Below are 26,421 nucleotides of genomic sequence, written 5' to 3' on the forward strand. Positions count from 1 at the left end.
CATCGCCACCCGCTACGACAAGACCGCCACCATCTACCTGGCCGGACTCCACATCGCAGGCATCTTCCTGTGGTCCGCCCGATGATCCAAACGAGAGGCCCTAGACCCGAAGGGACTCGGGCCGGCCGAGCCCTCGGACGCAGGTGATGGCGCGGTCGCCGTCCACTCCCACGGCGATCAGAGCGGCGGTCGTGGTGCGCGTGCCGTCGTCGGTCCAGGTCCCGGCGTTCAGGCACTCCAGGACCCCCAGCAGGTGTCCCTCCAGCGCCCGGCTCAGGGGGCCGGGCGGAACGCTTGCGTGGAAGGATCTCTGCCGCTGTCCCCGGTCGATGATCGACGCCGCCGTTTCGCGCGCGGGGGCGAGAACTTCGTCGACCCGCCCGACCCCGAGGTCCTGCGGGGCGAGGCGGAGCAGCATGCGGTAGCGGTCACCGACGGGCCACACGGCGAGGACGAAGCGCGCCAGCGCGGTGACGGCGTCCGGCCCGGGAGTCCCCGGTGCCGCGAGCGCCTGCCGCAGCGCATGCGCAGCCTCCTCCACCAGCCCCTCCACGAGCGCGGCCCTGCCGCTGAAGTGGCCGTAGACCGTGCGACGCACCACGCCCGCCGCTTCGGCGATGTCACCCACGCTGCTCTCGGGATCGCGGCCGAGTTCCTGCTTGGCCGCCTCGAGGATGCGGGCCCTTGTGAGACGGGTCCGGCTGCGCCCTGAGGCGTCTGTGGCGTGTGCGCGGGTCATGTCGGAACCTCCGGTCGACGGGGCGGGGACAGCTCGATAGTTGCACATCGATGGGCAATAAACTAGTCTGCACATCAGTGGGCAATTAACTGCTCGCGGTGCCTCGCCGGTCTACGGCCGCGGCCGCGCCCGCCCTTCACACCCCATCCGCGAACCCTGAAGCCTCAGCTTCGCCTCCTGTCGAGGAGCCTTTTGATGCCGCTCTTTGCAAACACACCCGCCGAGCAGATGACTGGGCCCTATCCACGGCGCTGGTGGGCCCTGCTGGTGCTCTGCCTGAGCCTGCTGATCGTCGTCATGGCGAATACGTCGCTCGTCGTGGCTGCGCCGGACCTGACCAAAGACCTGGGGCTGTCCAGCAGTGACCTGCAGTGGGTCATCGACGGCTATACCGTCCCGTACGCCGCGCTGATGCTCGTCCTGGGCGCGATAGGCGACAAATACAGCCGGCGCGGCGCACTCATCCTGGGCCTGGTGATCTTCGTGGGCGGTTCGGTGATGGGCGGCCTGGTCGACGAGACCAACCTGGTCATCATCTCCCGCGCGATCATGGGCGTCGGTGCCGCCGTCGTCATGCCGGCCACCCTGTCGCTGCTGGTCGCGATCTTCCCCAGGGCGGAGCGCGCCAAGGCCATCACGGCCTGGAGCGCCACGTCCGGTCTCGCCATCGCCGCCGGCCCGGTGGCCGCCGGCTGGCTGCTGGAGGACCACGCCTGGGGTTCCACCTTCCTCATGAACGTCCCACTCGCGGTCCTCGGCGTCATCGGCGCACTGCTCCTGGTTCCGCCGTCCAAGGCGGAGAGCATGGGCCGGATCGACTACATCGGCGGGCTGCTCTCAATCGTCTCCGTCGGCAGCCTGGTCTACGCGACCATCGAGGGCCCGCACTTCGGTTGGGGCGTCGGCCCGATCACCGCGGCCGTCGTTGCCGCCGTCGGCGGGCTGGCCTTCGTCGCCTGGGAGTTGAAGCACCCGAACCCGATGCTGGACGTGCGCAAGTTTACCGAGCGCCCGTTCAGCGGCTCGATGCTCGCTGTGTTGTTCTTCTTCTTCGGCACCTTCGGTTCGATCTACTACTCCACCCAGTTCTTGCAGTTCGTTCTCGGCTACAACGCCCTGGAGACCGGCATACGCTTGCTGCCGCTGGCCGGAGCCGTCTTCGTCGGCGCCGCGGTCACAGGCAAGCTGGCCCCGAAACTGGGTGTGAAGCTGGTCGTGGGCACCGGCATGGTGATCGGCACGGCGGGCGTCTTCCTGCTCACGCAGATCGAGTCGGGCTCGACCTACACAAACTTCCTGACGCCCCTGCTGATGCTCGGCTTCGCCGTCGGCCTGAGCCTGGCCCCGGCTACCGACACCATCATGGGCTCCTTCCCCGAGTCCGAGTTGGGCGTCGGCGGCGGCGCCAACGACACCGCGCTGGAACTTGGCTGCGCACTGGGTATCGCCGTGCTCGGCTCGCTCCTCGCCACGTCCTACAAGGACAAGCTGACCGACATGATCGGCGGTCGTCTCCCGGCCGAGGCGATGGACACCGCCAAGGACTCGGTGGGCGGCGGCCTCGCGGTCGCCGAGCACGTGGCCAAGACCCCGGGCGGTGGCCCCCAGCAGGCCCAGACCCTGATCGAGGCGGTGCACGAGTCCTTCGCCCACGCCATCGCACACACCAGCCTCATCGGCGCGATCATCATGGGCGCCGGCACCCTGATCGTCATTGCCGTGCTTCCCGGTCGCAAGGCCACCGGGAAGCACCGCCAGGAAGATCCGGCGGCGGCAGAGGCCGAGACCGTGGGCGCCGCCTGAGCCCCACAGGCCCGGCGCGACCCGAAGCGCCGATCGGAGGTCGGACACCCGATCCGGCCTCCTCCACCCCCAAGCGGGCCGTGCCTGAGCGGCGCACGGCCCCAGACGGTGCCGGGAGGGGACACCCGGCACCGTCCCTTTTCGTTGTCCGCACATGAAGAGCCGACGCGACCTGGAAACGCTGAGCCGCGCCCCTGCCAGCCGGCTCGGAACATCGCCGAGGCCGCGGGCAGGGCCCGCCCGACGAGCGGGATCCCATCGGCGGCAGACCCGGGATCGTCAGGGCAAACTCCCGTGGACCTCACGGAACGGCTACCGGCGACCAGCCGCGCAGCGACCTCGTATTCAAGGGCGGTCCACCGCCGTACAGGCCGACTCGCTTCCACAACAACCCGTCGTACCGGAACCTCTGAGGACGACGTCACCGAGCCCTCAACCGCGCACGGGCGGTTGAGGGCTCGGTGTCGTCTGGCGTCGGTAGGTCTCCGTGACCGCCGGTCGTCGACGACGATGTCGTCGCAGTGTCGTCAACCGTCTTGGCACCGGCCGGTGTCCCGTCGTCCGACGACTCGTCCCCCGCGTCCTCGGTGACGACGACCACGATGCTGCCCGCTGCGACCTCGCTTCTCACCACCGGGGTGCGCGACGTCACCACGGCGTCGGAGGCGGGGGCACACGTGCCAAGACTCCGATGCCTTCGCACCGGGGTCTTTTCCACCTCTGCGCCAGCAGCCGTGCTGCGACTCAGCTATCGGCGACGGCTTCCGCCGCGAACGCGGCGGCCACGTCATCGACCACGACGCGCGCCTGCTTCTCCGGCACACCGGCCGCGATGAGCGTGGTGACGGCCGTACGCGTCCCGTCGTCCTCCAGCGCGCCGGTGTTGACCTCTTCCAGCAGGGCGACCGTCATCGCCTCCAGGCCGGCGCCCATGACCGCAGGCGGCAGGTGGGAGTGGAAGACGCCGTCCTGCTGTCCCCGCTCCAGGATGGCCGTGACCCTGAACCGGGCGGGCTTGAGGATCTCACCGACGCGTTCCATGCCCAGGTCCCGCTGGGCCAGCGCCAAGAGCATCCGGTAACGGTCACCCACGGGCCACATCGACAACGAGAAGTGCGCGAGCGCCCGCTCGGCCGGCTCGGTCGCCCTCACTCCAGCCGCTGCGGCGGCCTGGAGAGCCTCGGCGGCCTCTTCGGCCAGCGCCTCCAAGAGCGCCGCCCGGCCGGGGAAGTGCCCGAAAAGAGTGCGCCTGACGACACCGGAGGCGCGGGCCAGCTCCTCCAGGGTGGTGTCGGGGTTCCGTCCGAGCTCCTGGCGCGCGGTGGCCAGGATGCGCGCCCGGTTGGACCGTGCATTGCGTCGCTGCGGCACACGGCCAACGGGCTGGGACACGGATGAACCTCGATGATGAAAACCGGACGAAGAACGGGCACTTCCATTCTGACACGTGAGTCCCGGCCCGATCCGTGGCCGCATGCGCGGATCGGCCTGCCTGATCAGGCGGGAAGCTCCTTGATGCTCTCCGGCTCCTGGGGGGCGATCCCGTTGAGCCGGTGGCGGAAGTCGCTGGAGCTGGGATAGGCGGCGCGGCGGGAGCGCATGATGGAGCCCAGCGGACGGTGGGCCTCCAAGGCGTGCCAGGGGCTGAAGGACAGGACGTCATCCGCGTAGCGGCGGCGGGCGTCGCTGTAGGCGTCCTGTGCGGGCAGGTGGAGCACGGCCACGACTTTGTGGGGTGACAGTTCCTCGGGCCAGAGGACCGACGCGTCCTCCACGGGCATGCGGTCGATGTCCGTGCACAGCTGGGCGCGGATGTCGTACTCGGCGCTGTTGTGTGCGAAGAAGTCGACGACGAGGTCGCGCAGCGCCGACTCGCCAGCATTCTTCTCGACAGGCCGACCGGTCAGGGCCCGCACGTTCGCGGAGCGCGGCGCGGCGGAGATCTTGGCGACGTGGTCGCCGTAGCGCAGCGCGGCCATGGAGTGGAAGGTCTCGCCGAGGATGTGGTGGTTGGCCGCGGCCAGGGTCTCCACGGCCGGTGGGAGCGGGCGTCCCATGCGGGTGAGGGCCTTGGCGGCGGCGCGGGCAGCCAGCCCGGTGAGCTGGAGCTGCTGGTCGCTCTGGCGGGGCTGCTTTTCCAGGAGCTCCTGGAGTTTGGCGTATTCAGCGATGTTGCCGAAGGGAAGGGTGGGGTGGTTGACGAGGAGGAAGTCCTGGGTGGTGTGGCCGTCGTCGAGGGCGCGGGGGCCGGGCGCGCCGATGACCTTGATGGCGATGCCGCGCTGGACGGGTACTTGGTCGGAGCGCAGGTCGCCGGGGGCGGAGGAGAAGCGGACGATCACCTGGTAGGTGGCGGGTTCGGCGAAGAGGCCCTGGGCCAGGTGGGCGGGGAGGCTGGAGTGGATACGAAGTTCGCCGGCGAGGACGCCGTGGCTCTTGGCGTGGGCGTCGCGCAGGCCGTGCCGGTGTTTGTCGGCGACTTGTTGGTTGGCCTTGCCCATGGCCTCGACGACCTGGCGGATCAGTTCCTCCTCGTCGGGGAAGGGCTGTTCGATGTCGGGGCGGTACTTGACGTACGTATGGGGTGTGGTCATGGGTGGCCTCCGCGCGGGAGTAAGGGGTCAGATGCTGCCGAGCCAGCGGATGGCGGAAAGGCTGGGCATGAAGAAGTACTCGCCGCCGAGCAGGGTGTTGAAGGACTGGATGTTCTGCACCCTGCGGGGCGGAGTGCCAGGCACGGTGAAGTAGGCGCCCTTGTCCTGCAGGGAGATCATCGGGTCCTTCTCCTTGCCCAGGCCCATGAAGTTGCCGGAACCGACCCACTCGCTCTGCAGGAACTCGACGTTGTCGATCGCACGGGCGCCGAGGGCGATGAAGTCCAGGCCGCGCTGCTTGCCGTCATCCTTGAGCCGGTCCGGGGGCAGCGGGGCGCCGTAAGAAGTGCTGCGGCGGATGACCCGGCGGATGCTGACGTCGGTGAGGACCGTCAGCTTGGTGTCGCGCGGGTTCATCCGGCGGATGTGGGAACCCAGCGGTGTGCGCAGTCCGCGCGGGTCGGCGGAGTAGTCGAAGTCGTTGATCCGGTTCGGGTCCTCGCCGATCGCGGGATCGTCGCGCTCGGGGGCCAGGGCCAGGGGTGCGCCACTGCGCCAGCGGCCGACGAGCTTGGCGGCCAGCAGTTCGCGTTCGGCTTCCGTACGGGCGTTGTCGTGCAGCCACTTGTTGAAGGCGGCGACGTGGGAGTGGTACTTGCGGAAGACCACGTAGGTGCCGTTGCGGCCGAGGACGTCCGGAGCTGGCACGGGCAGCGGAACGCCCGTCTCGCTCGGGTACCCGAGCACGAACTCACCCGCCTTGATCGGGCGGCCGTCGCCGGGCAGCAGTTCGGCGCCGCTGCCCTCGACCACCGGCTGGCTGAAGCCGTCCCGGTAGCCGAACACGTTGAACCCGTCGGCCGCGAAGTCCTGGTGGGACAGCAGCCGCACACCAGAAACCTCCCCCAGCTCCTTGTCGTAGGCGGCGACCTCGGCACGCCAGTCGTCCTCGCTCGCGGCGTACACCGTGACGGCCACGTGCACGCGCGGCGTGCCGAAGGGGAACTCCCAGTTCTTGGGGGCGTTCACGCCGGTGTCGCGCAGCCGCTCGGCGCGGGCGGCCATTCCGGCACGGAAGTTGGCGGGGAAGGAGGCCAGTGACGTCTCCGGCACGCCCAGCGCCACCAGTCCCTGGTAGCTGAGGGCGAGGGCCAGCCAGGACGGCCGCGGTTCGTCCCAGCGGGCCGCCGAGGTCACCCGCGGAGCCAGTCTGCGCAGCAGTTCCCTGCCCGCGGCGGGCTCGGTGATCTCCAGGATCGCGTGAGTGCCGAAATAGGGCTCTGGCCGGGCCCGCAGCAGTGTCGCCTGGATGTCGTCGAGGTCCAGGGTCGGGGGCCGACGCAGCCGCCGGAACAGCGGGGAAGGCATGGTGCGCCTGCCTTCAGTTGAGATCCGACAGGAAGCGCTGCACCGCGGCCTCCTGCCGCTTGAGCCGGTGGGCTTCCGCGACGGTGAGGTTGGGATGGGCGACGAACCACGCTTCCGCCGGGATCTGGTACTTGACGATGAAGTCCTTCACATCGGGCGAGGTGATGCCGGGCCAGCCCTCGACGTTGGCGAACAGGTAGTCCATGAAGTCGGGGATCTTGGTGGCGAAGTCGTCGATGTAGGGGTCCCACTCGCCGTCGAAAGCAGTCGCGAACAGCAGCTTGGTGTCGTTGTCGAGGAACACGAAACGCATGTTGTGCAGCGTGCCGACCTGACCGGCGCCCGCAAGATTCCCGCCCACCAGCTTGAAGAACTTCCGCAGACGTTCGGCGCCGTTCGGCTTCAGCGGCAGGATCGTGGTCAGCTCGGACACCTCGCCGCTCTTGGCTCCAATTCGGCCGGCGGTGGTGACGGCATGCTCTGCCATCTCCTCCTTGTCGGCCAGCAGCTCAGCGACACGGAGCTTGAGTGCGATCTTCGCGTCCGCCAGCGTCGAGTCGACGCGCTCACGGACGGCCTCGGGCAGCTTCTGGAATCTCGCGTGCAGATCGTTCTCGCTCATCGCACCTCTCGTCCGGCGCGTCGACCGCCAGCCGACGCTGTACGGCGACTCGGCAGAGCCGCACCAATAGGATCGTGAGAGTTTTCACATAAGTATCAAATCGACCACTTCGCTACATGAGGTACGGAGATGCGTGGCAAGTTTGAGTATATCCACATAGCTGATTATACCATCAATTTGCGCGGGTGGTTTGTCAACGCGCCACTCGCCTCAACTGGACCGGGCGCCTTCCCGAGGTGGCGACCAGCACCTTGGCGTGGCCGCCGGCATGTTGGCATCGAAGACGCCCAGCGCGTGGCGTCGACGCCGGGGTGAGTAGCGAGATGTGAGCTCTCCCTGACCCTGCCGCAGTCGAGGTCATCGCCACTGACGCGGAGCCAGTGGTGCCGGTGGGGCAGGTAGAGGTCGTTCGCCAGGGTGTAGGCCATCCGAGGAGAGGGCCACCCCTGGTCCTGGTCGTCGCGCACTCCCGTACACGTCAGAGCGGGGGTCGGTCATACCTGAATCCAAACTCAGATTCAGGTTCTGGTTAGGATGGAACCGGAACCGTGGGGCAATGAGCGGGAGGAAGGCCATGGCACCACCGAGACGACGCCCGGCGCAGCAGGAGCGCAGCCGGATCACGGAGCGAAAGATCCTGGCGGCGGCGCGGCAGGCGCTGGCTGAGGGCGGCTGGGAGGGCTTGGCCGTGGCCCGGGTGGCGGCGGCGGCCGGGGTGTCGGTCGGTTCGGTCTACGAGCGGTTCATCGACAAGGGCGGCCTCGTGCATGCTGTCCAGCACGACATGCTGGACGAGGTCGATGCGGACCTGCGCGACGCCTTCGCAGGGCTCGATGAAGGCACAGGCATGTCGCCGACCCAGCTGGTGGCGGAGGCGGTGCATGCCCTGGCGCGGCAGGTGGTCCGGCACGGGGCGGTGATGGCGCCGCTGATCCTGCGGGCCGCTGCCGACCCGTCTCTGCGCAAGCGCGGGAACGCCACCAGCGCCCTGGCGGAAGAACTGTTCACCTCGCTGATACTGGACCGCGCCGGACAGCTCGCCTGCCCCCACCCGGAGTCAGCGGTGCCCATGGCCTTCCGCGCGGTGTTCAGCACGGCCATGTGGCAGGTCATGTTCGGCCCGGACGCTGCAGGAGGGCACCAACTCCCCGAGGATCAGCAACTCAACGAGCTGATCACGCTCTGCCAGGCCTACCTGCTCGGCACCGGCGACCGCGCCGGAGCGGAGGAAGGCGGGCGTTGAGCACATGCCCTCCTACACTCAGGCCCTAGTACTCCAGTCAGAAATCGTTGCCTGAGCTGCTCGGCTTCGTTGTGCTGGTCGTGGTGGGGACGGATGAAGCCGGTTTGTGGGTCGCGGAGTTGGAGTCGGTGTTCGCTCGGGTTGCGGGCCGGTTCTCCCGGGTGGATCTGCGGTGGCGGATGCGGGACTACGTGCGTGGTCTGCTGGCTCCGGTGGAGCGGAAGAACGGCTGGCAGCTGGCCGAGTACGCAGGTCACTGCGGGCCGGCCAGCTTCCAGCACCTGCTGAACGGCGCGTCCTGGGATGTCGATGCGGTCCGGGACGACGTGCAGCGTTACGTCGCCGAACGCCTCGGTACCCCGGACGGGGTCCTGATCGTGGACGACACCGGCTTCCTCAAGAAGGGCACCACGTCCTCAGGGGTGCAAAGGCAGTACTCGGGTACGGCCGGCCGGACGGAGAACTGCCAGATCGAGGTCTTCACCGCCTACGCCTCGCCCAGGGGCAGAGCGCTGGTGGACCGGGAGTTGTATCTGCCGAAGTCCTGGACCTCGGATACGGACCGGTGCCGGGCGGCGAAGGTCCCCGACAGCCGCGTCTTTGCGACCAAGGGCGAGCTGGCCCGCGCGATGATCCTGCGGTCGCTGGCCTCGCCCCTGCCAATCGCCTGGGTGACGGGCGACTGCGCCTACGGCCAGGAATGGCGCATGCGCCGCACCCTGGAGGAAGCCGGGGTCGGCTGTGTCCTGGCCGTGCCGAAGTCGCAGCAACTGCACGCTCCCTTCGGTCGCATCGACCAGGCCGTCGCCGACGCCCCAGGCGAGGCATGGGAACGCCACTCCTGCGGCGACGGTGCCGAAGGCCCGCGTCTTTATGACTGGGCCGCCGCACGCCTGTCGGCGATCGGTGTCTTCGACGGCGACCGGCCCACCCACCAGAGGTGGGTACTGGGCCGCCGCAGCCTGGTCCGCCCGGACGAGATCGCCTACTACCTCGCCTACGCCCCCAACGGCACCAGCGTTGCTGACCTGGTCCGGAGCGCCGGCTCGCGATGGGCGATCGAGGAAGCCTTCCAGGCCGCGAAGAACGAATGCGGCCTGGACCAGTACGAGGTTCGTCGTTATCCGGGCTGGTACAGGCACATCACGCTGGCCATGCTCGCCCACGCGTTCCTGGCCGTCGTCGCAGCCCAGGCAACCGAAAGGGGGGTGGCAGAAACGACCCCACCAGCACCATCCGCTTCACGGTGGCGGAGGTCCGCAGACTCCTGGACACTCTCCTGCCCCGCCCCACACCCCGCCTCGGAGCAGTCATCCACGCGCTGAACTGGTCCGTCTGGCGCAGACAACACCAAGCGACCGCCCGCCGCTGCCACTACCAAAGAAGAACCAGCTCAGGCAACGATTTCTGACTGGAGTATAGCCGCCCAGCGCCGCCCAGCGCCGCCCAGCGGCCAGGGCCTGCTGGTACCGCCGCGTGCGGGTGGCCATCTGCCGGGGCTGCGGCGCCATGTAGTGCCTGCCGCCCGGCGCCCGCTCCCGCACCACCTGCGGCGCCCCGGCGTGCATCGCCGCCGTCATCGCCCGCAGCCGCCAACCTGCCCCCCCGAGCCCAGGCCGCGATCAACCGCGGTGAGCTCTCCCGTCCCACCACCGCACCGGTGCGCACCACCCGCGCCGCGCTCTGGTGCGGGCAGCGCACCTTCGTGAGGGCGCGGAGCGGGTGGGGTGCGGGTGCGGGGCTTCGTATCCGGCTGGCGCACCAAGCGCGGTCGGCGACCGGCCTCAGCGTGACGGCCGCCGTTGCTGCTGGTCAGAGTCCGTGGTGAGTGCGCCGTGGGCGTCGGCAACCCCCTGTACACCTCTCGCCGGTCCGGTCGGTGGAGGAGGTAAGGGGTGGCGACGGTACGGCGGGCGGCGTGGCGGGGGAGCCTGGCGGCGATGCGCTGGCCGACTGGGTGGCCCCGTGCGTGGCCAGGGCGCCCGGCCGGGAATAGAGGCCGGGCAGCGGCGGGGCGGGGCAGGAAGGCGCGCGGCGGGCGATGTTGTTCGCCGTTTCGGTGGTGCGGGTGCGGGTGCGGGTGCGGGTGCGGGTTCGGCCGGCCGGGAGGCTGGTGGGTATGACAAAGACCGGGCCGGACCAGCCCTGTGTGCTCCCCGCCGATCCGGCGTGGGCGCACGGACGCGGGCTGTCTCGCGGAGCGGGTGCTGTCCATGCCCTCCGCCGCCGAGGCGGAGGGCATGGACTGATTGGTGATGCCCGCGGTCACCTACTACCAAGCGGCGCACCTCTTGGCCCGCCTGGCGGCCGCCCTGCCCGAACACCCCACCGCCACCACCGACGGTCGGCTGTACCTGTGCAGAGCATCAGGCCGTGAACGCAAAAGCCAACTCCACCCGGGACTCGGCCCCACGGTCAAGATCCCGATGCCGTACTCATCGCGATGGAATACCTTGGGTGAGGCACTTCCGGGTGCACAAAAGCCGGGCAAGCCCCCGGCCGACAGACGGCCCTGCACCCACGATGCGCGCCGGACCGTCGCCCCCCGGACCCACCTTGCCGCAAGGCCTGCGGGCCACCGCGACAACACCCGCAGCCCTCCTCCAGCGCAGGATCCTGACCCAGCAAAAGACCTGGCTTGCCCGATCCGGGCTGGCCTGAGCAACCCTCCCCAGTGCCGCGCCCGCCCCGGGCAGACCCGTTTGGAGCACCCGTATGCACACGCACCGCACTCCCAAGCCCTCCGCACGGCCCTCGCCGCTCCCGGCCGCGTCCTGCCGACCCTGGCTCTAGCTCTGGCTTTCCTCAACCCTCCGGCCACCACGGCATCCGCTGCGCCTCAGATCCTGCCCTCCGGCCACCACTGTGTCAGCCAAGCCAACCGCAACGATCAGGTTCCGAACACGCCTGTTTTCACCCTGCGAGGGCTGGCCGGCAACGCCCGCCTGGCAGTACTGCGGTGTGCCGACCTCAGGCACATCGACAACCGGCACACACCGATGCAGACCCGGATCGACATCGACGCCCTCGTCAGGTGCATCCAGCGCGCCACCGGCTCGCCCATCAACGGCATCGGTCAGGCAGGACCGAACCCGCCGAACGGCGGTGACAACACGAGGTACGAGGTGAACGGCACCAGGGGCGACGCCCAGGGCGTGCCCAACAGCGCCCGCTGGCGAGTCGTGGTCAACACCACGACCCAGAGGATCACCACCGTCTACAACCTCCAGCCCGGAATCAACCCCGCGCGCCGCACCTTCGCAGACTGCGCCTGACCCTCGCGCGGGGAGTTGGGGCCGACCGGGGTGGTGAGGAACCGGCGTCCACGCTGCTGCCGGCTGGCTGCTGTCGGGGGCCGGTCGGGTGATCGGCCCCCCATCCCCGCCGGTCGGTGGCGTGCCCACAGCCGTGGCGGGGTCGTTGAGGCAGGCATGAGTCTGCGCTGCCCGCGCCCTCACCGTGGTCGCCGTGATGCTCCTGCCGGGCGGCTTGGGATCGGGACATGCCGCGTGGGCGGGTGGGATCATTCAGCTCCTCAACCCCTCTTTCGGCGACGGCTTCGAGAACCGCTACCAGCACGCGACCGCCCACGGCGCCGTCACTGGCTCGGGCAGCACCGCCTCGGGCAACCAGATCGCCGCGCTGGTCACCAGCCCTTTCAACCACTGCGGAGGCACCGAGGGCGGGGGCGGCTACAGCGTGTTGGAGGGCTCCTTCACCGGAAACCAGGAGGGCAGGCCCCAAACCGACGAACAGGACGAGGCCACCTGAAAACCCCCGGCACGAAAGGGCCACAGGCCGTGCAAGGTATTGGGTGCCCGTCCTGCGCCCGGGTCCGCGTCGGGGCGGTGGCGTGAGGATGCGCGGCATGGTGCGGTGTTCACCGGTTCAGTGGTGCCTGCGGCGCGGTGGGCGCGGCTCTGGCCGTCCGGTGGCCTCACGCGGGGCCCGGGGTGCGCGGGGGAGAACGCCCGCGCGCAGGCCCGGCCGGGCCGGTGCGCTCGCTCCTGCCGCGTGGCCCGCGGCAGGGGAGTACCTGCGGTGTGCCGCGGATCGGTGGTCGCCGTCGTCGCATCCCACCGTCATGCGGAGTGGATCACTTGGCGGGCCGGGTCCGCGGCCGGGGCGGGCGGTGGTACGGCCGCCTGGGGGCCGGCGAGTTGGGTGTGCAGGTCGGTGACCTGTGCCCGTAGGTCGGTGATCTGTGCTCGTAGGTCGTGCAGGTGGCGGTGGAGGGCTTGAATGGCGACCAGGGCGACGCCGTTGGCGTCCGTGCAGCAGATGGCTTTGTCGGTGCCGCCGAGTCCGAAGGCGGCGTGCCAGTCCTGGGCCATCGGCCCCAGGTGCCGCACATGGGGCGGGTCCCAGTGGTAGCGCCACGTGGCAACTGGCAGGGCTGCGACTTGTTCCAGAAGCTGGTAGCCGTTGACTGGCCCTGCGCCGTGGACGGCGCCGGTGACCGCGGCGGAGGCCAGGCCGGCTCCGGCGCCGGGGGAGCGGCGGGCGGCCCGGTGCGAGGGACGGCACGCGGACAGGACACGGTGCAGCAGTGTGCGCGGGCTCATCGCTCCCACACCACCGGCGTCACCGCGGTCTTGAGCCCTCGGTCCGAAATACCCATCCCCCTGAAGGGGAGACTGCCGATGCCGGCGGTTCCGCAGCTGTTGCCGGGGGAGTCCAGAGGGAGCTGGACGGCGTTGCTGTTGACCAGGCCTGGTCCGCGGACCGCCGTCCCGGCGGCCTGGCCCCCGGTGGAGTCGACGACGCAGCTGTTGCCGAACGCAGGGTTGAGGCCGCCCACAACGGTGCCGGCCGACACCGGACCTGCCGCGCCAGCCAACCCGGCGGTGGAGACCGCCAGCACCGTCACCGTCCGCACCGTCCGCCGCCGCAACCGCATCCTCGCCACCGACCCGCCTCCACCGCCTGCGCCCCGTCCTGTTGCCGGACCCAACGCGGCCGCGCCCGGGCCGGACACGGCCCGGGCACCCACAGCGCCCGGACGGCCCACCAGCAGGCACGCATCCCCGCACGCCCTCCCGGCCCGGGCGACGCCCCGCCGCCCGGGCCGCTTGGGCCCTGCCACGGTCAGCCGCCCGGACGCAGAACCGCCGCGCCGATCCGCCCGCCTCCGCCGACATCGGCCTTCCCGGCTCATCCATCGGCGGGCGGGGGGAAGTCCTTGGCGGGGATGCCTGCGGGGCCGTGGCTCCCGCGTACGGTCTGCCGGACCAGGCCCGCCTTCTCCCACGCGCAGCCACTTCCTCACCTGGCGCCCGAGACCGCGTACCCGTCCTGCGCCAACCGCCGGGCGAGTTCCTCCCAGGTGACACAGGTGGCGATGCCGCCTCCAGCGCGTAGTCCTCCACGCTTCCGCTGTCCGCATCGTCCCCGGCCTGTCCGGTCGGCACCCCGGGGCCGGCCGCCCCGGCCGCCCCGTCACTGCGCTGGCGCCCACTGCGGCCGAAGGCGGATTGGTGACCGCCGACGCGGACGGCCCCCGCGCCACCACCGGCCCTGCCACCGCCGCGCGGGCCGGCGCGGGCACAACGCCGACGGCGTCGTGCTCGGGCGCCTGCGCGGCCGCGGACAAGCACTCCGCGACCTGCGGCGGAAGCCAGTGAACCTGCCGGCGCAGCCCTCCGAGCCGCTCCGAGACGACCTCCCCCGGCGCGCCGGCGGCCAAGGCCTGCCCGAACAGGTCCGCCAGGCGACGACCGACGCACTGCCCTGCACCCACCGGCGCTGAAGCTCCACCCACAACCGATCGACTTCGGCCAAGGCCCGCCCCCGCCGCTCGACACCGGCCCCGATCTGCGCCACAGCCATCCGGGCCGGTGGTCGTGGTGACGGCTCGCGGGGTTCACCGACCGCGAGGCTGGGCCCTGCCGGCCCTGCTCACCCGGGCTGTGGGAGTCGGCCGGACCGGGCAGCGGCCTTCAGTTGCAGCTTCCGTTGGTGATGGGCTTGTCGGAGGTGATGTCGGCGGTGGTCAGGAGGGTGATCACCTGCACGATGACCTCTTTCGGGGTGTCGACCGCATCGTTGAGCACCTGCCCGGACGAGATGTTGAAGCCGGGGAAGGACTGGTAGATGTTGCACACGTCGTGCTTCGCGCTGCCGAGGGGCAGGTCGGCGTTGCCACACTGGTTGACCGGCCCGGTCACGGGTACGCCCACGCCGTTGCCGGAGACGCTGCCGGGGTGGGTGGCGACGGCGCCGCGGGCCGAAGCGTGCTGGTAGTGGTTCTCGCAGCCGTTGCCGAACGCGGGATTGAGGATGTTGATGATCCCGCCGGCCCGTGCCGGGGCCGCAGACAGCCCGAGACTCCCTGCGGCCAGGAACGCGAGGACCAAGACGGCGCGGGCGGCCAGACGCGGACTCATGCCCGCTGAAACGACTCACCACCGTCCAGGGGCACGAGACCCATCAACCATTCGGCCGCACCGCGCCGCTGATTCCGGTGCAGGACCGGTGCCACCCCCCCGACTCCAGCGCGCCGTCAGCGCCTCCCCGAACCCCGGCCCGCGCTTCGGCGACCGCGACCGAGTGGAGGACACCGACCTGGCCACGGTGGAGGGCACCCGGCAGCACCTCGCCGTCCTCACCGCCGACACGAACCGCCGCATCCGGCAACACCACGCTGCCCACAACCCGCCTACCGCGCCCATCCCGCCCGCCGCGCCGGGCCGCAGTGAGCAGCCGCCCACTTACCCCGCCCCGCCCACTCCGCCCACGGGAAAGACCGTGTGATGACCCCACAGCCCCCCACCCGGCGACTGCGCCGGCCCACATCAAGCCGTCGCTGACCGCCCGGCGACTGCGCCGGTACAAGTAGGCCTTGGCCGCCCAGCGCCGCTGCGGCGTCGGCTGCGGACAAACCGTCCGGACAAGGTCAAGGGCCGAAACGGACATCCCGGCCCGGCCCGCAGGAGGTCGCAGGAACCGAGGACCGGCAGGACACGGGCTCGTAGCCTGACATCCGGTGCACCGTGGCGAAACCGCCGCAGAGGAGACCCGATGGACATCACGCCCGCTCCCGTCGCTGAGGACCGCGACGAGCACGTCGCCGACCTGCGAGCCGCGCTCCAGCGCGTCATCCCGCTGCTCGGCTACTCCGCCGGCCTGGAAGCGGCCACCGACCCCGGGCACTCGGAACTGCTGCTCACCACGGCCGACCACCTGACGAACCTGTCGGCCCGCACCGCGCCCTGAGCAGCCACTCACCGACACCAGGCCCGGCACACTCGCCGAAGGACCTGGGACCCACCGAGCCCACGCAGGGCGAACGACACTCCTCCCAGGTCTTCTGCGGAGTCCTGTGCGCAGTCTCGTGCGAGGTCTTCTGCGGGGTCTTCTCACACAGGTCGGCGGAGCGCACCCGAAAGGGCCTGTGACCTGGAGGACAAGAGGGCGCTCGGCAGGGCCGTGGGGCGCCGACAACTTCGCTGCGGACCCTCCCGGGCGAAGAGCAGGCCGCCCCACGGGGACGACAAAGGACCCGCGGCCGGGGCGGCGGGCCCTTTCTCCCTCAGCGATCACGCCGGGCGCCCGGCCCCGACCACCGCCGTCCGCGGTGCGCGCTACACGGTGGTGTGGTGCGCTTCGAGGGCCTGGATGCAGGCGGCGACCTGCAACCGCTGGAGGGTGTCGGCGACGTCCTGGCGGTCGTCGGTGAGGATCTCCTCGGCGAAGCCGATGATGGCTTCCCCGATGCCCTTCACCGATCCGGGGCAGCTCCGCTGCCACGTGCGCAGAGCACGCATCTTTGAGCTGTGACTGTGATGTGCGGGAACCGGCGAGCGGGTAAGGGGGGTTGGGGATACAGGGACATACGGACGCATGAGCGGCGGGAGCGGTACGGCCGCGACTGCCGGGGGAGGAGCGAGGGTGCGTCTCACACTCGGCGTACAGGCGGCGAGCGGCGACCACGCGGGGGCCACGGACGAGTTGTACGACTGGCTGCGCCAGGATCCCGAACTGCGCGGCCTGGTGCGGCGCGACCTCGCGGACAGCGCGCCCGCGGGAGCGATGGGCGGTGCCTGGAGCGAGCTGCTGACCCTGCTGCTCGCCCCCGGCGGGCCCACCGCGGCAGCGGGCGCCGCTCTCGTCGTCTGGCTGCAGAACCGGCGGAGCAATGTGACCGTCACCATCAACCGGCCGGACGGCACCCAGCTGGTGGTCGCCTCCGAGAAGGTCCGGCCGCTGACCGCGGAGGGCACCGGCGAACTGGCCCAGCGGGTGGCGGAGGCCCTGCGGGAGCCCTCCGCCCGGGAGACGGACGAGCGGGAACCGGCCGGAGAGGACCCGTCCGGCGGAGACGGGTCACGCCCCGCGCCAACCCCTCGCCGGCCACGCGGCAATGACCCCAGGGTGCTGTCGGCAGCGGCCACCGCCCCGGGCCGTCCGGCGCGCCCGTACCGTGCGAAACACTGCGTCGGGGGCTCGGCGCGGCCGTGACCGGCGTGTTCACTCGGTTGGCCGTGCCGCGTGGCGGGGTGCGCTGCCGCGCGTGAGGGTGGGCACCATGACGAGGGCGGTTGAAGACACCGGGCAGGCCGCGGCGCCCGCGGCCGGACACCAGGACGGCGGGCAGCACGGCCCGCTGGTGCGGGCGTTGCGGATCGCCGATCCCGAGCAGCGCCTCGCCGCGTACTACGAGGCCACCGGGGAGCCGGTGGTCAACCTCGGCATCGCCGACAACGTGCTGTTGTACCCGCTGCTGAAACGGATGGTGTTCGACAGGGCGACCGTCGAGGAGGACGACATCCGGTACAAGGCGCCGCCCTACGGCCTCGACCGGCTCCGCGAGGACGTGGGGCGCCTGCTGCGCGCGTCGTTCTCCCCTGCGATCGACTGGCGCACCGACGTCTTCGCCACCGCCGGGGTGTCCGGGGCTCTGGAATCGCTGGCGTTCGCGCTGCGGGACGGTGGTGTCCTCGAGCCGGGCGACCGGGTCCTGCTGCCCGCCCCCTGCTGGCAGGGCTTCCGCTGGTGCTTCGAGCAGCGGCCCGGGCTGCACTGCGTGCCCGTGCACCCGGATCGGTTCGAGCTCACGCTGCGGGACATCCAGGACGCCTACCGCCTCCAGCCGCCGCGCCCCAGGCTGCTGGTGCTGACCAATCCGCAGAACCCGCTGGGCGTCAACCACTCCAGGGACCTCCTGGAGGAGATCTGCTCCTGGGTGATGTCCAGCACCGACATGCACATCGTCACGGACGAGATCTACGCGCACTCCCAGATCGAGACGGCCGACCCGCCGTTCACCAGCGTCCTGTCCCTGGACACCTACGCGGCCCACCCCGACCGCATCCACCTGGTCTGGGGCCTGGGCAAGGACTTCGGCCTGTCCGGCTTCCGGACGGGCTTCCTGGTCTCCAAGTCACCGCCGGTGCGGAAGGTGATGCGGGGCGATCCCCCCGGCCGTGCCCCCCTGTCCTGGTTCGGCCCCCTGGACTCGCTGAAGAACGTGTACCTGCGCCGGCTGTTCGCCGCCGGACAACCCGGCGAGCCATGGCTGCCCCGGGAGCTGATGGACGCCTACCGCGGCCTGCTGACCGAGGCTCACCACCGGGTCGCCGACGCCCTGGACCGGGCGCGGATCGACTACGTGGGACGTGGTCGCAGCGGCCGGAACCCCGCCCAGTTCTTCCTGCTGGACCTGCGCCGCTACCTGCGGTGGGTGCCGCCGGGCTCACCCGGCCTCTTTCCCGAGATCCACGACAAGGAGGCGGCGCTCGACACCTGGATCACCCGGAACGCGCATGTGCAGCTCCTGCCCGGGCAGACCCTGTCCTGCCCGGAACCCGGCTACTTCCGCCTGTGCTTCACCGCCTACGAACCCCGGAAGGTCTGCGACGCCGTCGCGGCCATCCGGAAGGCACTGGACCGGCTTCCACCCGACGGCGAAGGGTGAACCGCCCACCAGCCAGCCGTGCACAGTCCGGCCCACCGCGTGTGCGCCGCTGTGGTGCAACCCGTTCGCCGCCTACCTACCTCGCGGTGCTGTCACCCGGTACCGGCATCGACCACCGCGGCGCCCCTTTTACCCTTGAACTGCTGCACCGGTTACTTACCGCCCTACGCGCCCCCACCACCGGCGGCCCCCACATCTGCGACGCCCGGCTGCACCAGGCGTTTTTCTCCGACGTCGCTCGGTTCACCAGGCAGTGCTTCTCCGTCGTCGCCTGGTGGACCAAGGCGTGTGGTGGCGCCGCCGGGCTTCTCCAGATCCCAGGCCACCACCTCGCGCTCCTGCGCGGAGAAGGTGCGCCGCGCAGGACGGCACGAGGCGGCTGGCAGCGGGAAAGACGTGGCAGGCAGTTCGCACGGCTGGTGCCGTACGCCGCGGTGGTAGGTGCGGTCGGATCGGCGGGGTCAGCGCTCTGCGCCGGGGCGCGTCGGGCAGATCCTTTGGGGGATGGACCCGTTGGTGTCCAGCACCTGCGTGCCGCTGATCCTTCCGACTGCCGCCTGCGGCACCGCCGCCGCAGTCCACCCGACCGGCGCACGTTCCCCGGCACCTCCACGACTCAGGCTGAATCGCTCCGCGTCGAAGGTTCTGGTGGCCGTGCCGCCCGAGGCGATTGAAGCCTGCCCACGGGGACACGGACGCCTTGGCCGCGCTGCCCGAGGGACGCGTGGAGGCCCCAGACGCCCGACGCGCACCAAGCAGGACACCGACGGGGACGGTGCGACCTCGCGCCATCCTCGAGCAAGGGCCGGGAAGCCACCGACTGGAGCGGAACGGCAGACACTGAGTGCAACCTCTGCCTGATGCGCGGTTCATCTTCCGGTGGTTCAACGAGAGCATCGTCACGAAGTGGTCCCTGGCCACGGTCGGCTCCCAGGTATACGGCTTCGTCATGCCGTGCACGACACGGGCCCAGATCGACGACCTGCTCTTCGACCTCCCAGCCCCGACGCCTTCCCAGCTGATGAGGAAGAGCCCGGCACCACGTGCGCGGGCGCGGCCAGCGAGCTCCCCGTGATCACCCTCCCCACAGGCGTGTTCCCCTGGCCGCCGTGCCGGTCAGCGACCGTGGCATGGAGTGACCACCCCAGGCCGCGCCTCACGTGCTTCCACCGGCCTGCCGTCGTAGCGGCTGCCAGGCACGCCCCGGCCACCGCTTGCCGACCGCACAGCGTTGCCTCCCGGGGCGCTGTCGGCGACGGCCACTTCCCCGGACCGTCCGGCGCGCCCGTGCCGTGGGCTTCGAACGGTGGCCGACACGGCAACGCCTTCTGCCCCGGTGCCGGACTGCTCAAGGGCGTGAAGGGTGTGCGGGTGAAGCTGGGCGCAGAGCCGGCCCCGGCGCACCGCGGGCTCGGCAGCGTTCGGCTGGAGCCGGAAACGCTGGCGTGGCGGGCGAGGGTTACGGCGAGCTGCTGGTCGCCGGGCGGCATCCGTCACTCATTCGGGCTAGGCGTAGATGACGTGCGGCGCGAAGCGGCGGATGGAATGGAAGAGAAACAGGCTCGGACGCTGGCCGCCGCATAAGTGGTGTGCCCGAACCGTCCGCAACCTTGCCGAGGAGGATCAAGATGAGTGACAGCAGAGCAGGCCAGGGTGCGCAGGGACCGGTAGTGGGTCTTGCCGAACCGCGGCACGGCCGGGTCACATCCCCGAAGTCCCGGGCTGCGCGGTATCTGGGCGGAGATGCCAACGGGCTGGAATCGGGCAAGTTCTTCCCCGCCACCAAGGGCGGCTTGAAGGACCCGGACGCGCCCCAGGATGTGGCGAACGCCGCCCCGCCGCCGGACGGGAAGATCGCCAGTGCGGGGATATCGCTGGCCAGCAAGCTGGACGGGGTCAAGGACCCGAGCGGCAAGGACTGGCCGCGCACCAAAGTCGCCTCCGGCAAGCCGCTGACGTTCACCTGGACGCTGACGGCTCCGCACAAGACCCGGCGCTGGAACTACTTCATCACCAAACAGAACTGGGACCCGCGCAAGCCTCTCACCCGGGCGCAGTTCGAGACCAAGCCGATCCTGTCCAAGCTGCAAGACCCGTGCGAGCCGTACTGGGACAACCAGTGCGGGGCCAAACTCACCCCTCCGTCGGAGGTGAAGCACTCCGTGCCGCTTCCCGCGCGCACCGGATACCACGTGATCCTCGCCGTGTGGGAGGTCGCCGACACCGCCAGGGCCTTCTACCAGGTCATCGATGTCGAGTTCCCTACCAAGAGCACCAGCGCCGGAGAAGAGTGATCTCTCCAGGAGAGACAACAACGGGAAAGTGACTGACGGGGACACCGGCGCTGCTGAGACGCGCTGGCGAGGAGCGTCAGCGTGGCAGGCCGCTCGATGGCCCTGCACACCGGGCCCACGCTTCCGGGCCGACGCGCGGACACTCGCCGCGGCGATCACCGGAGCGCAGGCATCCCCGGGTACGAGGGTCGACTGCCTTGCTTCGCACTGCGGGGTTGGGGCCACGGCGCGGTCCCCACGCTTCAGCTCGGGGCAGACGAACCGGTACTGGGCCACCCAGTCGCAAGATGCCAGCGGTAGCGGTCGGTGCTCGTCCCGCCGTCCGCGCCGCCGACCGGGTCCGTGGCGGGCGGCGGTACGGGTACTGGCGCGCCCGCCGCGCGCCGGGCGACCTGTGCCCGCAGGTCGGCGACTTCCGCCCGTAGATCTTCCAGGTGCCGGTGGAGGGCTTGGATGGCGACCAGGGCGACGCCGCCTGGGTGTCGGCCCCGCTCGTGCCGGCCTGCCGCAGGACCGGCCTGCCCGCCGGGCAGGCAGCGTCGCAGTGCGTTCCGCCGCCGGACCGCGCTGCGGGTCGGGCGGGTCGGGCTTATCAGCCTCGGTCGGCGGCGGCGGTGGTGTCGGCGGCGAACAGTGTGCGCGCTCCTGTCAGTTCCAGCAGGCGTGCGGGCTGGGGCTGGACCTCCTCGTCGGCTACAACTCCTGCGGCTGCCACGCGGGCAAGAAGATCACCGGAACAGCCGTCAGCGCCGGGGATCCCCCCACCTGGCGCAGTGATCGCCTGCGGCGCCGGGACTCGGCCCGGCGCGCTATGCCGCCCGGGCCCGGGAGGTGAACGGGCGGGTCCGGCAGGTGCGGTCCCGTCCGTTCACCTCGGCGGTGTCCTTCAGCCGAGCGGTAGCTCCAGGACGGCTTCCTCTCCGGCCGGGGAGGTGATGGTGGTGGTGCTGTCCTGGGTGCCGGTGAACGCGTAGAGCTTGTCGCGGCTGTTGACGACCAGGGCCAGGCGGTGCCCGTCGGGCAGGTCGTAGGCGGTCGGCTGGAGACTCCAGACGACGGTCCGGTCCGTGCCGGCGCTCAGGCCGGTGGCGGTGAAGGGCTCGTGGGTGATGATGCGGGCGGTGCCGTCCGGGGCGATGTCGAAGAGGTAGGCGACCAGGGTCGCGGCGTCGGCCTGATCGACCCGGACGGTGAGCCGGAGCCGGGCGGTGCCGCGGATCCGGCGGCCGCCCGTCAGCTCCTCGGTGGACCACACCAGCAGCCTGGCCTGCTCGAAGCCGGCCGGGTCGTAGGTCTTGGGGGTGCCGAACCACTCCTTCTGCCCGGTCTTCATGATGTCGTCCATCGCAGTGGCGCAGGTCTCGTGGCCGGCGGTGAAGCCGCGGCTCCAGCCCGTGGACGGCTTGTCGGACAGCACCCCGCCGCCGTTGCCGTTCAGGTACCAGGACTCCGTGCCGGTGGTGGCCTCCGCCCAGGAGGGAAGCGGCTCACGCCGGGCCGGGGCGGTGATGCGCCGGCCGCCGCCGACGGCCGGGGCGGTGGCGTAGGTGAACATGACCTGGCTGCTGACCACCGGCCAGTCGGGCACCTCGTCAGCCCCGCCGAGCAGGTGGTGGTCGAGCCAGGCGTAGGCCTCCCGCATCGGTGCCAGCAGGCCGGGGAAGGCCACCCCGGTCGGCACTCCGGTGATGCCGGCGCCCTCCGGGGCGCCGTGGTCACCGATCCACAGGTTCAGGTGCTTGGGCACGGTGAGCTTCTCGAAAACGGCGATCGCCTCCCCGACCGGGAACAGGCTCTCGTGCCAGGTGTTCGAGTAGAAGGTCGGGATGCCCCGCGCGTTGGTGATGTCGACATAAGTCTCCGGGGAGCGCTCGGCGCCCCAGTCCACCACGCCCTGCATGTTCTGCCCGTCGCGGAAGTCCTGGAGGATGCGCCGCGTGTCCTCGTCGAACTTCTCCTCCTCCGGGCCACCGGTGAACTCGATCAGCGCCCGCACGGCCTCCTCGTGCCGGGTGCCGTTGTCGTAGAGGCTGGTGGCCAGGTTCCCCCAGGTGCTCAGCGCGGCCACGACGGCGACCCGGTCCTGCCGGTCGTGCGCGGCGACGAGCTGGCTGATCCCGGAACCGTAGGACAGGCCCATGAACCCGACCTTGCTCGGCGCGAACCGCTCCTGCGCGTGGTCGATCATCTTCGACCCGTCCGCCCAGTCGACCGGACCGGCGACGTCGATGAACCCGTCCGAGGTGGACACCAGCCCCGGCTTGCCGATGCCCCGGGGGGTGTACGCCAGCACGTGGTAGCCGCGCGCCGCCAGCGACAGGTAGCCGGCCATGAACGGCAGCCAGCCGTACGGACTCCACCCCGCAGGCATGATCACCACCGGGCGCGGCTCCGCGGCGCTCTGCTTGATCGCGAACGCGGAGAGGCTGACCCCCTCCGCCACGGGAACGCGCCCGAGCGCCACCTCGGCGCGCCGGCGAACGCCGCCCACCAGCTCCCGCAGCTCCTCGGGGAGCGCACCGGCCGGGGCGGTGCCCTGCACGGCCGCGAGCAGCGCCCGGGCGACGGCGAGCACCGACGGGTTGATGTCCAGGCCCGCGCCGCGCCAGATGCCGTTGGTGGCGATGTCGGCGAGAGTCGCGTCGGTGATCGACGCGATCGGCTCTCCGTCTGCTGTTGTCATGCGAACCGCCCTTTCTGGCAGACACACGGCGCCCGAGAGGACGCCATCCACGGCAGATCATGGATTGTGATGAAAGCAACAAAACGGAAGAGCGGTCGGCCGTACCCGAACGGCGGAAACACCGCGCCGATCCAAGGCAGCACCACCCACCGCCACCCTCCGCCTCCAGCCGAATGGCCGGGACCGCGCCCACCTGCCCCGCGCACCGCAACCCGTCACGGGAAGCGGCACCGAACCACGGACGGCTGACGCAGACCGCGGACATCACGCAGACCGGACCGGCCGCGCGTACCTCCGTCGGCCCGCAGCGCATCACGACATTGCCCACGCCCACCCCGCTGACGCGGCCGCGAACCATCCCTCCTGCGGGTCCCCTCCACCGGGCAGGTGCGCTCGGGCCCGGCCACCCTGCGCTGCTGCCGACCGGTGGCACCGAGGGCGGGCCGCCAGGGGGCTGCCCGCGCCCGCCCCCGGCCACCGACCACGCCCGGTCGGTCCCGGGCTCGGTGGCCGGGCCTGGGGCCGGTGGTCACCCCCCCGCGGCGGGTTCTGCCGCGGCAGGGTGAGCTGCCCGGCGCGGTCGGGGCGGCCCTTGGGCCCGGGTGGGTTGCCGGTCAGGCGGGGGTGAGGGTGACGGGGACGTTCGGGCAGTCGGCCGCGAGCTGGGTCAGGGTGCGGTGCTCGGCGGGCTCGACGGTGAGGTCCCAGCGGTGTTTGATGGCGGTCCAGTCGGTGATGTAGTGGCACACCACCTCCTGGTTCGGTAGCCAGTCGCTGGGGTCCTGGTCGGCCTTGGACCGGTTGGACCGTGCGGTGACCGCGACCAGCGCCCTGCTGTCGCCGAGGTCGTTGGCGTAGGCCTCGCGACGCTTGGCGGTCCAGGCGCCGGCACCGCTGTCCCACGCCTCGGCGAGCGGCACCAAGTGGTCGATGTCCAGGCCGCGCGCGTCCGTGACCTCGGTGTCGTCGTACCAGCTGTGCCAGGCGCCCCCGGTCAGGGTGCAGCGGCCGGTGACCTGCGGCGCCTGGACCGCCTCCTCCAGCAGGACCTCGGCGCGGGTGCTGCATCCGTCGCCGTCGGCGTCGACCCAGTGCCGGAACGCGGTGCGCACATACCCCGCCCGGCTCTCCTCGGCGACCGGCAGGGTCGCCACCGCGGTGCGCAGCGGCATGGTGTCGGACTGGGCGTGGGCGGGGGCGGCGGGCAGGACGGCCAGGCAGGCGGCCGCCGCTGCGGCGGCGGCGGCCAGGGCGGTACGTGAGGCGGTTGTCATGCCGGAAGGCTCCGCCTGCGGCGGCCACGGTATGCGTCCGGGCGGCTCGCGCCACCCTTCCGGGTGAACGGCGGCCTCGGTGCACGCGCCCGTGGGCCCCCGTGCGCGCCCTTGGTGCGGGCGACGGCGAGGTGCCCCCGGGGGACCGGCGGGGGTCCTGCACTCGTGCCGGTTGCCGTGCTGCGCTGCCTGCGCGGGCGGGTGACCTCGTTGCGGCGGGCCGGTCTTGACGTCCCTGACCGGGCCTTGCCGTGGTGCCGGGCCGGGCGCGCACCGTCGGGCCGTTGCCGAAGGTCGGCCGCGCGGGGTGGCGGCGGGCTCCGGCGAGGAGCGCTTTTCCCGCAGGCCGGTGAAGGCGCAGGGGGTCGGCCCTCCGGGAGGTGGGGCGGGCACCGGGCTGCGGTTGGTCGGCTGCACGGTGTGATTCAGGCCGGGCGCGAGCCGTAGCAGGTACCTGACGCGCGGCGCATCGGTGCACGTGGGTGAGCCGCTTCCACCTTGCCAGTGCACGCGTTGTCACCTCGAGGTCCTTGGCGGGCGCCGACTCCTTCACCGTTGTGTCGTGCCCGAGCCCGGGTGGCCGCGGCCGGCGGCGCAGGCGGGGCGTGTATCGCGGGGAGCGGCATGGCTTCCGGTCGGGGCGTTGTGAGTGGTGCGGGGTGGTAGCGGCCATCTGGTCGGTGTCCGGTGTGAACCGTGTGCGGTGGTTGGTATCCCTTCTGGCCGACAGTGCTGGCGTGTGGGGTGGCTGGGAGGTCGAAGGGTGTACGGCAATCAGGTGACGTTCTACACGGGCACGAACTACACGGGTACCGCCTACACCTACAACGTCGGAGCGGACTTGAATCTGTCCACGGGTCTGCCCGGCGGCAGGGGCGGGCTGAACGACAAGTTCTACTCGGTACGGGTGGGTCGAACCGCCAGGATCCAGGCGTGGCAGGTGGCCCAGGGGACAGTTACGCCTATCAGGAGTGGTCCGTCGACCAGCCGGACATCCGTAGTATCGGGGGCCTGACCACCTTCAAGGTCCTCGCGAAGAGCGCGCCGGACCGTCATGGACCCCACCCTGACAAACCACCCGCGCCAGGGCACCCTGTCCGCCGACGGACGGACGCTCACCTTCACTGATATCGACCTGCGCATCCCTACCGAGGGCTCACACACGTGCATGTGGGTGTGCGTGACCGCCACCGACGACGCCCCCTGGGCACCACCACCCTGCCCTTCTGCATCGGCAACCAGATGACCTCACAGTCCTCAACCATCCACATCACCTGAAAGACCGGCCGCAACGCCCCGGTGCCCCTCCTTTCTCGCGTCCGCCGAGGCCGCCGAAGCCGAGGGCGAGGACCCCTGGTGCTGTCCTGCGGTCACCCACCGCCAGGCGGGCCGTCTCCTAGGCAGTTTCGTTCGGATCAGTTAGTCGTTGGTCCGGTTGTGCCGTTAACAGATGCGCAGTGGGCGCGGATCGAGCCGTTGTTGCCGGACCGGACACCGAGGCGGGGTGGCCGCTGGCGGGACCACCGTGAGGTGATCGACGCGATCGCCTGCAAGTTCCAGACCGGCACGCAGTGGGTGCACCTGCCGGAGAAGTACGGCAACTGGAGAGGCGTCTACAACCGGCTGCGGATGTGGGCGGTGGACGGCACCTGGGAACGGGTGTTCACCGCCCTGGTGGCCCGGGCCGACGCCGACGAGGACCTCGACTGGGCCGTGTCGGTGGACTCCACGATCGTGCGCGCCCACCAGCACGCGGCCGGGGCCCGCAAAAAGGGGCCCCGGCCGGTGAGCCCGCCGACCACGCCCTCGGCCGGTCCCGCGGCGGGGTGACCACGAAGATCCACCTCGCGGCCGACGGCCGGTGCCGGCCCCTGGCGTTCCACCT

General features: G+C 71.0%; 24 protein-coding genes and 1 pseudogene. 13 read left to right on the forward strand and 12 right to left on the reverse strand.

The window, feature by feature from the left end:
- Positions 1-100: 100 nt before the first annotated feature.
- On the reverse strand, positions 101-739 hold the full coding sequence (locus tag ACYVO2_RS34895) for a TetR/AcrR family transcriptional regulator (protein WP_461012124.1): 639 nt from the start codon (positions 737-739) through the stop codon (positions 101-103).
- A 195-nt stretch (positions 740-934) separates the two neighbouring features.
- Between ACYVO2_RS34895 and ACYVO2_RS34900 the strand changes: the two genes are divergently transcribed.
- Positions 935-2,542, forward strand: a complete 1,608-nt coding sequence (locus ACYVO2_RS34900; protein WP_461012125.1) for an MFS transporter — start codon at positions 935-937, stop codon at positions 2,540-2,542.
- Positions 2,543-3,286: 744 nt separating this feature from the next.
- Here ACYVO2_RS34900 and ACYVO2_RS34905 read toward each other — a convergent pair.
- The 4 genes from ACYVO2_RS34905 to ACYVO2_RS34920 form a co-directional block, all read right to left on the reverse strand.
- Positions 3,287-3,934 (reverse strand): TetR/AcrR family transcriptional regulator, encoded by a 648-nt coding sequence (locus tag ACYVO2_RS34905; protein WP_461012126.1) that lies wholly within the window; start codon positions 3,932-3,934, stop codon positions 3,287-3,289.
- 104 nt (positions 3,935-4,038) lie between these two features.
- Positions 4,039-5,136: a catalase family protein gene (locus ACYVO2_RS34910; protein ID WP_461012127.1), complete on the reverse strand. Its 1,098-nt coding sequence runs from the start codon at positions 5,134-5,136 to the stop codon at positions 4,039-4,041.
- A 27-nt stretch (positions 5,137-5,163) separates the two neighbouring features.
- Positions 5,164-6,504, reverse strand: coding sequence for a Dyp-type peroxidase (locus ACYVO2_RS34915; protein WP_461012128.1), 1,341 nt, complete (start codon positions 6,502-6,504; stop codon positions 5,164-5,166).
- A 13-nt stretch (positions 6,505-6,517) separates the two neighbouring features.
- Complete coding sequence (locus ACYVO2_RS34920; protein ID WP_461012129.1) at positions 6,518-7,126, reverse strand: hypothetical protein; 609 nt, start codon at positions 7,124-7,126, stop codon at positions 6,518-6,520.
- Between the two features lie 574 nt (positions 7,127-7,700).
- Here ACYVO2_RS34920 and ACYVO2_RS34925 point away from each other — a divergent pair.
- The 4 genes from ACYVO2_RS34925 (at position 7,701) to ACYVO2_RS34940 (ending at position 12,140) form a co-directional block, all read left to right on the forward strand.
- Positions 7,701-8,369 carry a TetR/AcrR family transcriptional regulator gene (locus ACYVO2_RS34925; RefSeq protein ID WP_461012130.1) on the forward strand — a complete coding sequence of 223 codons (669 nt, stop codon included), beginning with the start codon at positions 7,701-7,703 and terminating at the stop codon, positions 8,367-8,369.
- Between the two features lie 83 nt (positions 8,370-8,452).
- Complete coding sequence (locus tag ACYVO2_RS34930) at positions 8,453-9,694, forward strand: IS701 family transposase (protein WP_461012145.1); 1,242 nt, start codon at positions 8,453-8,455, stop codon at positions 9,692-9,694.
- A 1,674-nt stretch (positions 9,695-11,368) separates the two neighbouring features.
- A complete protein-coding gene (locus ACYVO2_RS34935) occupies positions 11,369-11,644 on the forward strand; it encodes a hypothetical protein (protein ID WP_461012131.1) in 276 nt (91 codons plus the stop codon).
- A gap of 196 nt (positions 11,645-11,840) precedes the next feature.
- The gene (locus ACYVO2_RS34940) at positions 11,841-12,140 is read left to right on the forward strand and encodes a chaplin family protein (RefSeq protein ID WP_461012146.1); all 300 of its coding nucleotides are present in this window, start codon (positions 11,841-11,843) and stop codon (positions 12,138-12,140) included.
- Between the two features lie 311 nt (positions 12,141-12,451).
- Here ACYVO2_RS34940 and ACYVO2_RS34945 read toward each other — a convergent pair whose 3' ends face one another.
- The 3 genes from ACYVO2_RS34945 to ACYVO2_RS34955 form a co-directional block, all read right to left on the reverse strand.
- A complete protein-coding gene (locus ACYVO2_RS34945) occupies positions 12,452-12,934 on the reverse strand; it encodes a tail fiber domain-containing protein (protein WP_461012132.1) in 483 nt (160 codons plus the stop codon).
- Positions 12,931-13,239: a chaplin family protein gene (locus ACYVO2_RS34950; RefSeq protein ID WP_461012133.1), complete on the reverse strand. Its 309-nt coding sequence runs from the start codon at positions 13,237-13,239 to the stop codon at positions 12,931-12,933. The genes ACYVO2_RS34945 and ACYVO2_RS34950 overlap by 4 nt, the downstream gene beginning before the upstream one ends.
- A 1,069-nt stretch (positions 13,240-14,308) precedes the next feature.
- The gene (locus ACYVO2_RS34955) at positions 14,309-14,755 is read right to left on the reverse strand and encodes a chaplin family protein (protein ID WP_461012134.1); all 447 of its coding nucleotides are present in this window, start codon (positions 14,753-14,755) and stop codon (positions 14,309-14,311) included.
- A gap of 88 nt (positions 14,756-14,843) precedes the next feature.
- On the opposite strand from ACYVO2_RS34955, the gene ACYVO2_RS34960 reads away from it, so the two are divergent.
- Both ACYVO2_RS34960 and ACYVO2_RS34965 read left to right on the forward strand, forming a co-directional pair.
- On the forward strand, positions 14,844-15,122 hold the full coding sequence (locus ACYVO2_RS34960; protein ID WP_461012135.1) for a hypothetical protein: 279 nt from the start codon (positions 14,844-14,846) through the stop codon (positions 15,120-15,122).
- Positions 15,123-15,389: 267 nt separating this feature from the next.
- Entirely contained in the window at positions 15,390-15,584 is a 195-nt protein-coding gene (locus ACYVO2_RS34965) for a hypothetical protein (RefSeq protein WP_461012136.1), read from the forward strand.
- Between the two features lie 368 nt (positions 15,585-15,952).
- Here ACYVO2_RS34965 and ACYVO2_RS34970 read toward each other — a convergent pair whose 3' ends face one another.
- Positions 15,953-16,135: a hypothetical protein gene (locus ACYVO2_RS34970; RefSeq protein WP_461012137.1), complete on the reverse strand. Its 183-nt coding sequence runs from the start codon at positions 16,133-16,135 to the stop codon at positions 15,953-15,955.
- 124 nt (positions 16,136-16,259) lie between these two features.
- Between ACYVO2_RS34970 and ACYVO2_RS34975 the strand changes: the two genes are divergently transcribed.
- The 4 genes from ACYVO2_RS34975 to ACYVO2_RS34990 all read left to right on the forward strand — a co-directional run bounded on the left by ACYVO2_RS34975 (position 16,260) and on the right by ACYVO2_RS34990 (position 21,004).
- Complete coding sequence (locus tag ACYVO2_RS34975) at positions 16,260-16,829, forward strand: effector-associated constant component EACC1 (RefSeq protein WP_461012138.1); 570 nt, start codon at positions 16,260-16,262, stop codon at positions 16,827-16,829.
- 67 nt (positions 16,830-16,896) lie between these two features.
- Positions 16,897-18,285 carry a pyridoxal phosphate-dependent aminotransferase gene (locus ACYVO2_RS34980; RefSeq protein ID WP_461012139.1) on the forward strand — a complete coding sequence of 463 codons (1,389 nt, stop codon included), beginning with the start codon at positions 16,897-16,899 and terminating at the stop codon, positions 18,283-18,285.
- 1,628 nt (positions 18,286-19,913) lie between these two features.
- Positions 19,914-20,579, forward strand: coding sequence for a lytic polysaccharide monooxygenase auxiliary activity family 9 protein (locus tag ACYVO2_RS34985; RefSeq protein ID WP_461012140.1), 666 nt, complete (start codon positions 19,914-19,916; stop codon positions 20,577-20,579).
- 287 nt (positions 20,580-20,866) lie between these two features.
- On the forward strand, positions 20,867-21,004 hold the full coding sequence (locus tag ACYVO2_RS34990) for a hypothetical protein (RefSeq protein ID WP_461012141.1): 138 nt from the start codon (positions 20,867-20,869) through the stop codon (positions 21,002-21,004).
- A gap of 167 nt (positions 21,005-21,171) precedes the next feature.
- On the opposite strand, the gene ACYVO2_RS34995 is transcribed toward ACYVO2_RS34990, so the two are convergent.
- From ACYVO2_RS34995 to ACYVO2_RS35005, 3 genes are all read right to left on the reverse strand, one after another.
- Positions 21,172-21,294: a hypothetical protein gene (locus tag ACYVO2_RS34995; RefSeq protein WP_461012142.1), complete on the reverse strand. Its 123-nt coding sequence runs from the start codon at positions 21,292-21,294 to the stop codon at positions 21,172-21,174.
- A 171-nt stretch (positions 21,295-21,465) separates the two neighbouring features.
- On the reverse strand, positions 21,466-23,262 hold the full coding sequence (locus ACYVO2_RS35000; protein WP_461012143.1) for a CocE/NonD family hydrolase C-terminal non-catalytic domain-containing protein: 1,797 nt from the start codon (positions 23,260-23,262) through the stop codon (positions 21,466-21,468).
- 614 nt (positions 23,263-23,876) lie between these two features.
- Positions 23,877-24,536 (reverse strand): HNH endonuclease family protein, encoded by a 660-nt coding sequence (locus ACYVO2_RS35005; protein ID WP_461012144.1) that lies wholly within the window; start codon positions 24,534-24,536, stop codon positions 23,877-23,879.
- A gap of 778 nt (positions 24,537-25,314) precedes the next feature.
- On the opposite strand from ACYVO2_RS35005, the gene ACYVO2_RS35010 reads away from it, so the two are divergent.
- Together ACYVO2_RS35010 and ACYVO2_RS35015 are read left to right on the forward strand one after the other, a co-directional pair.
- Positions 25,315-25,551: a beta/gamma crystallin domain-containing protein gene (locus ACYVO2_RS35010; protein ID WP_461012147.1), complete on the forward strand. Its 237-nt coding sequence runs from the start codon at positions 25,315-25,317 to the stop codon at positions 25,549-25,551.
- A 422-nt stretch (positions 25,552-25,973) separates the two neighbouring features.
- Positions 25,974-26,421, forward strand: a pseudogene (locus ACYVO2_RS35015) (IS5 family transposase); the annotation flags it as partial.

The sequence above is a fragment of the Streptomyces capparidis genome, assembly GCF_054782095.1.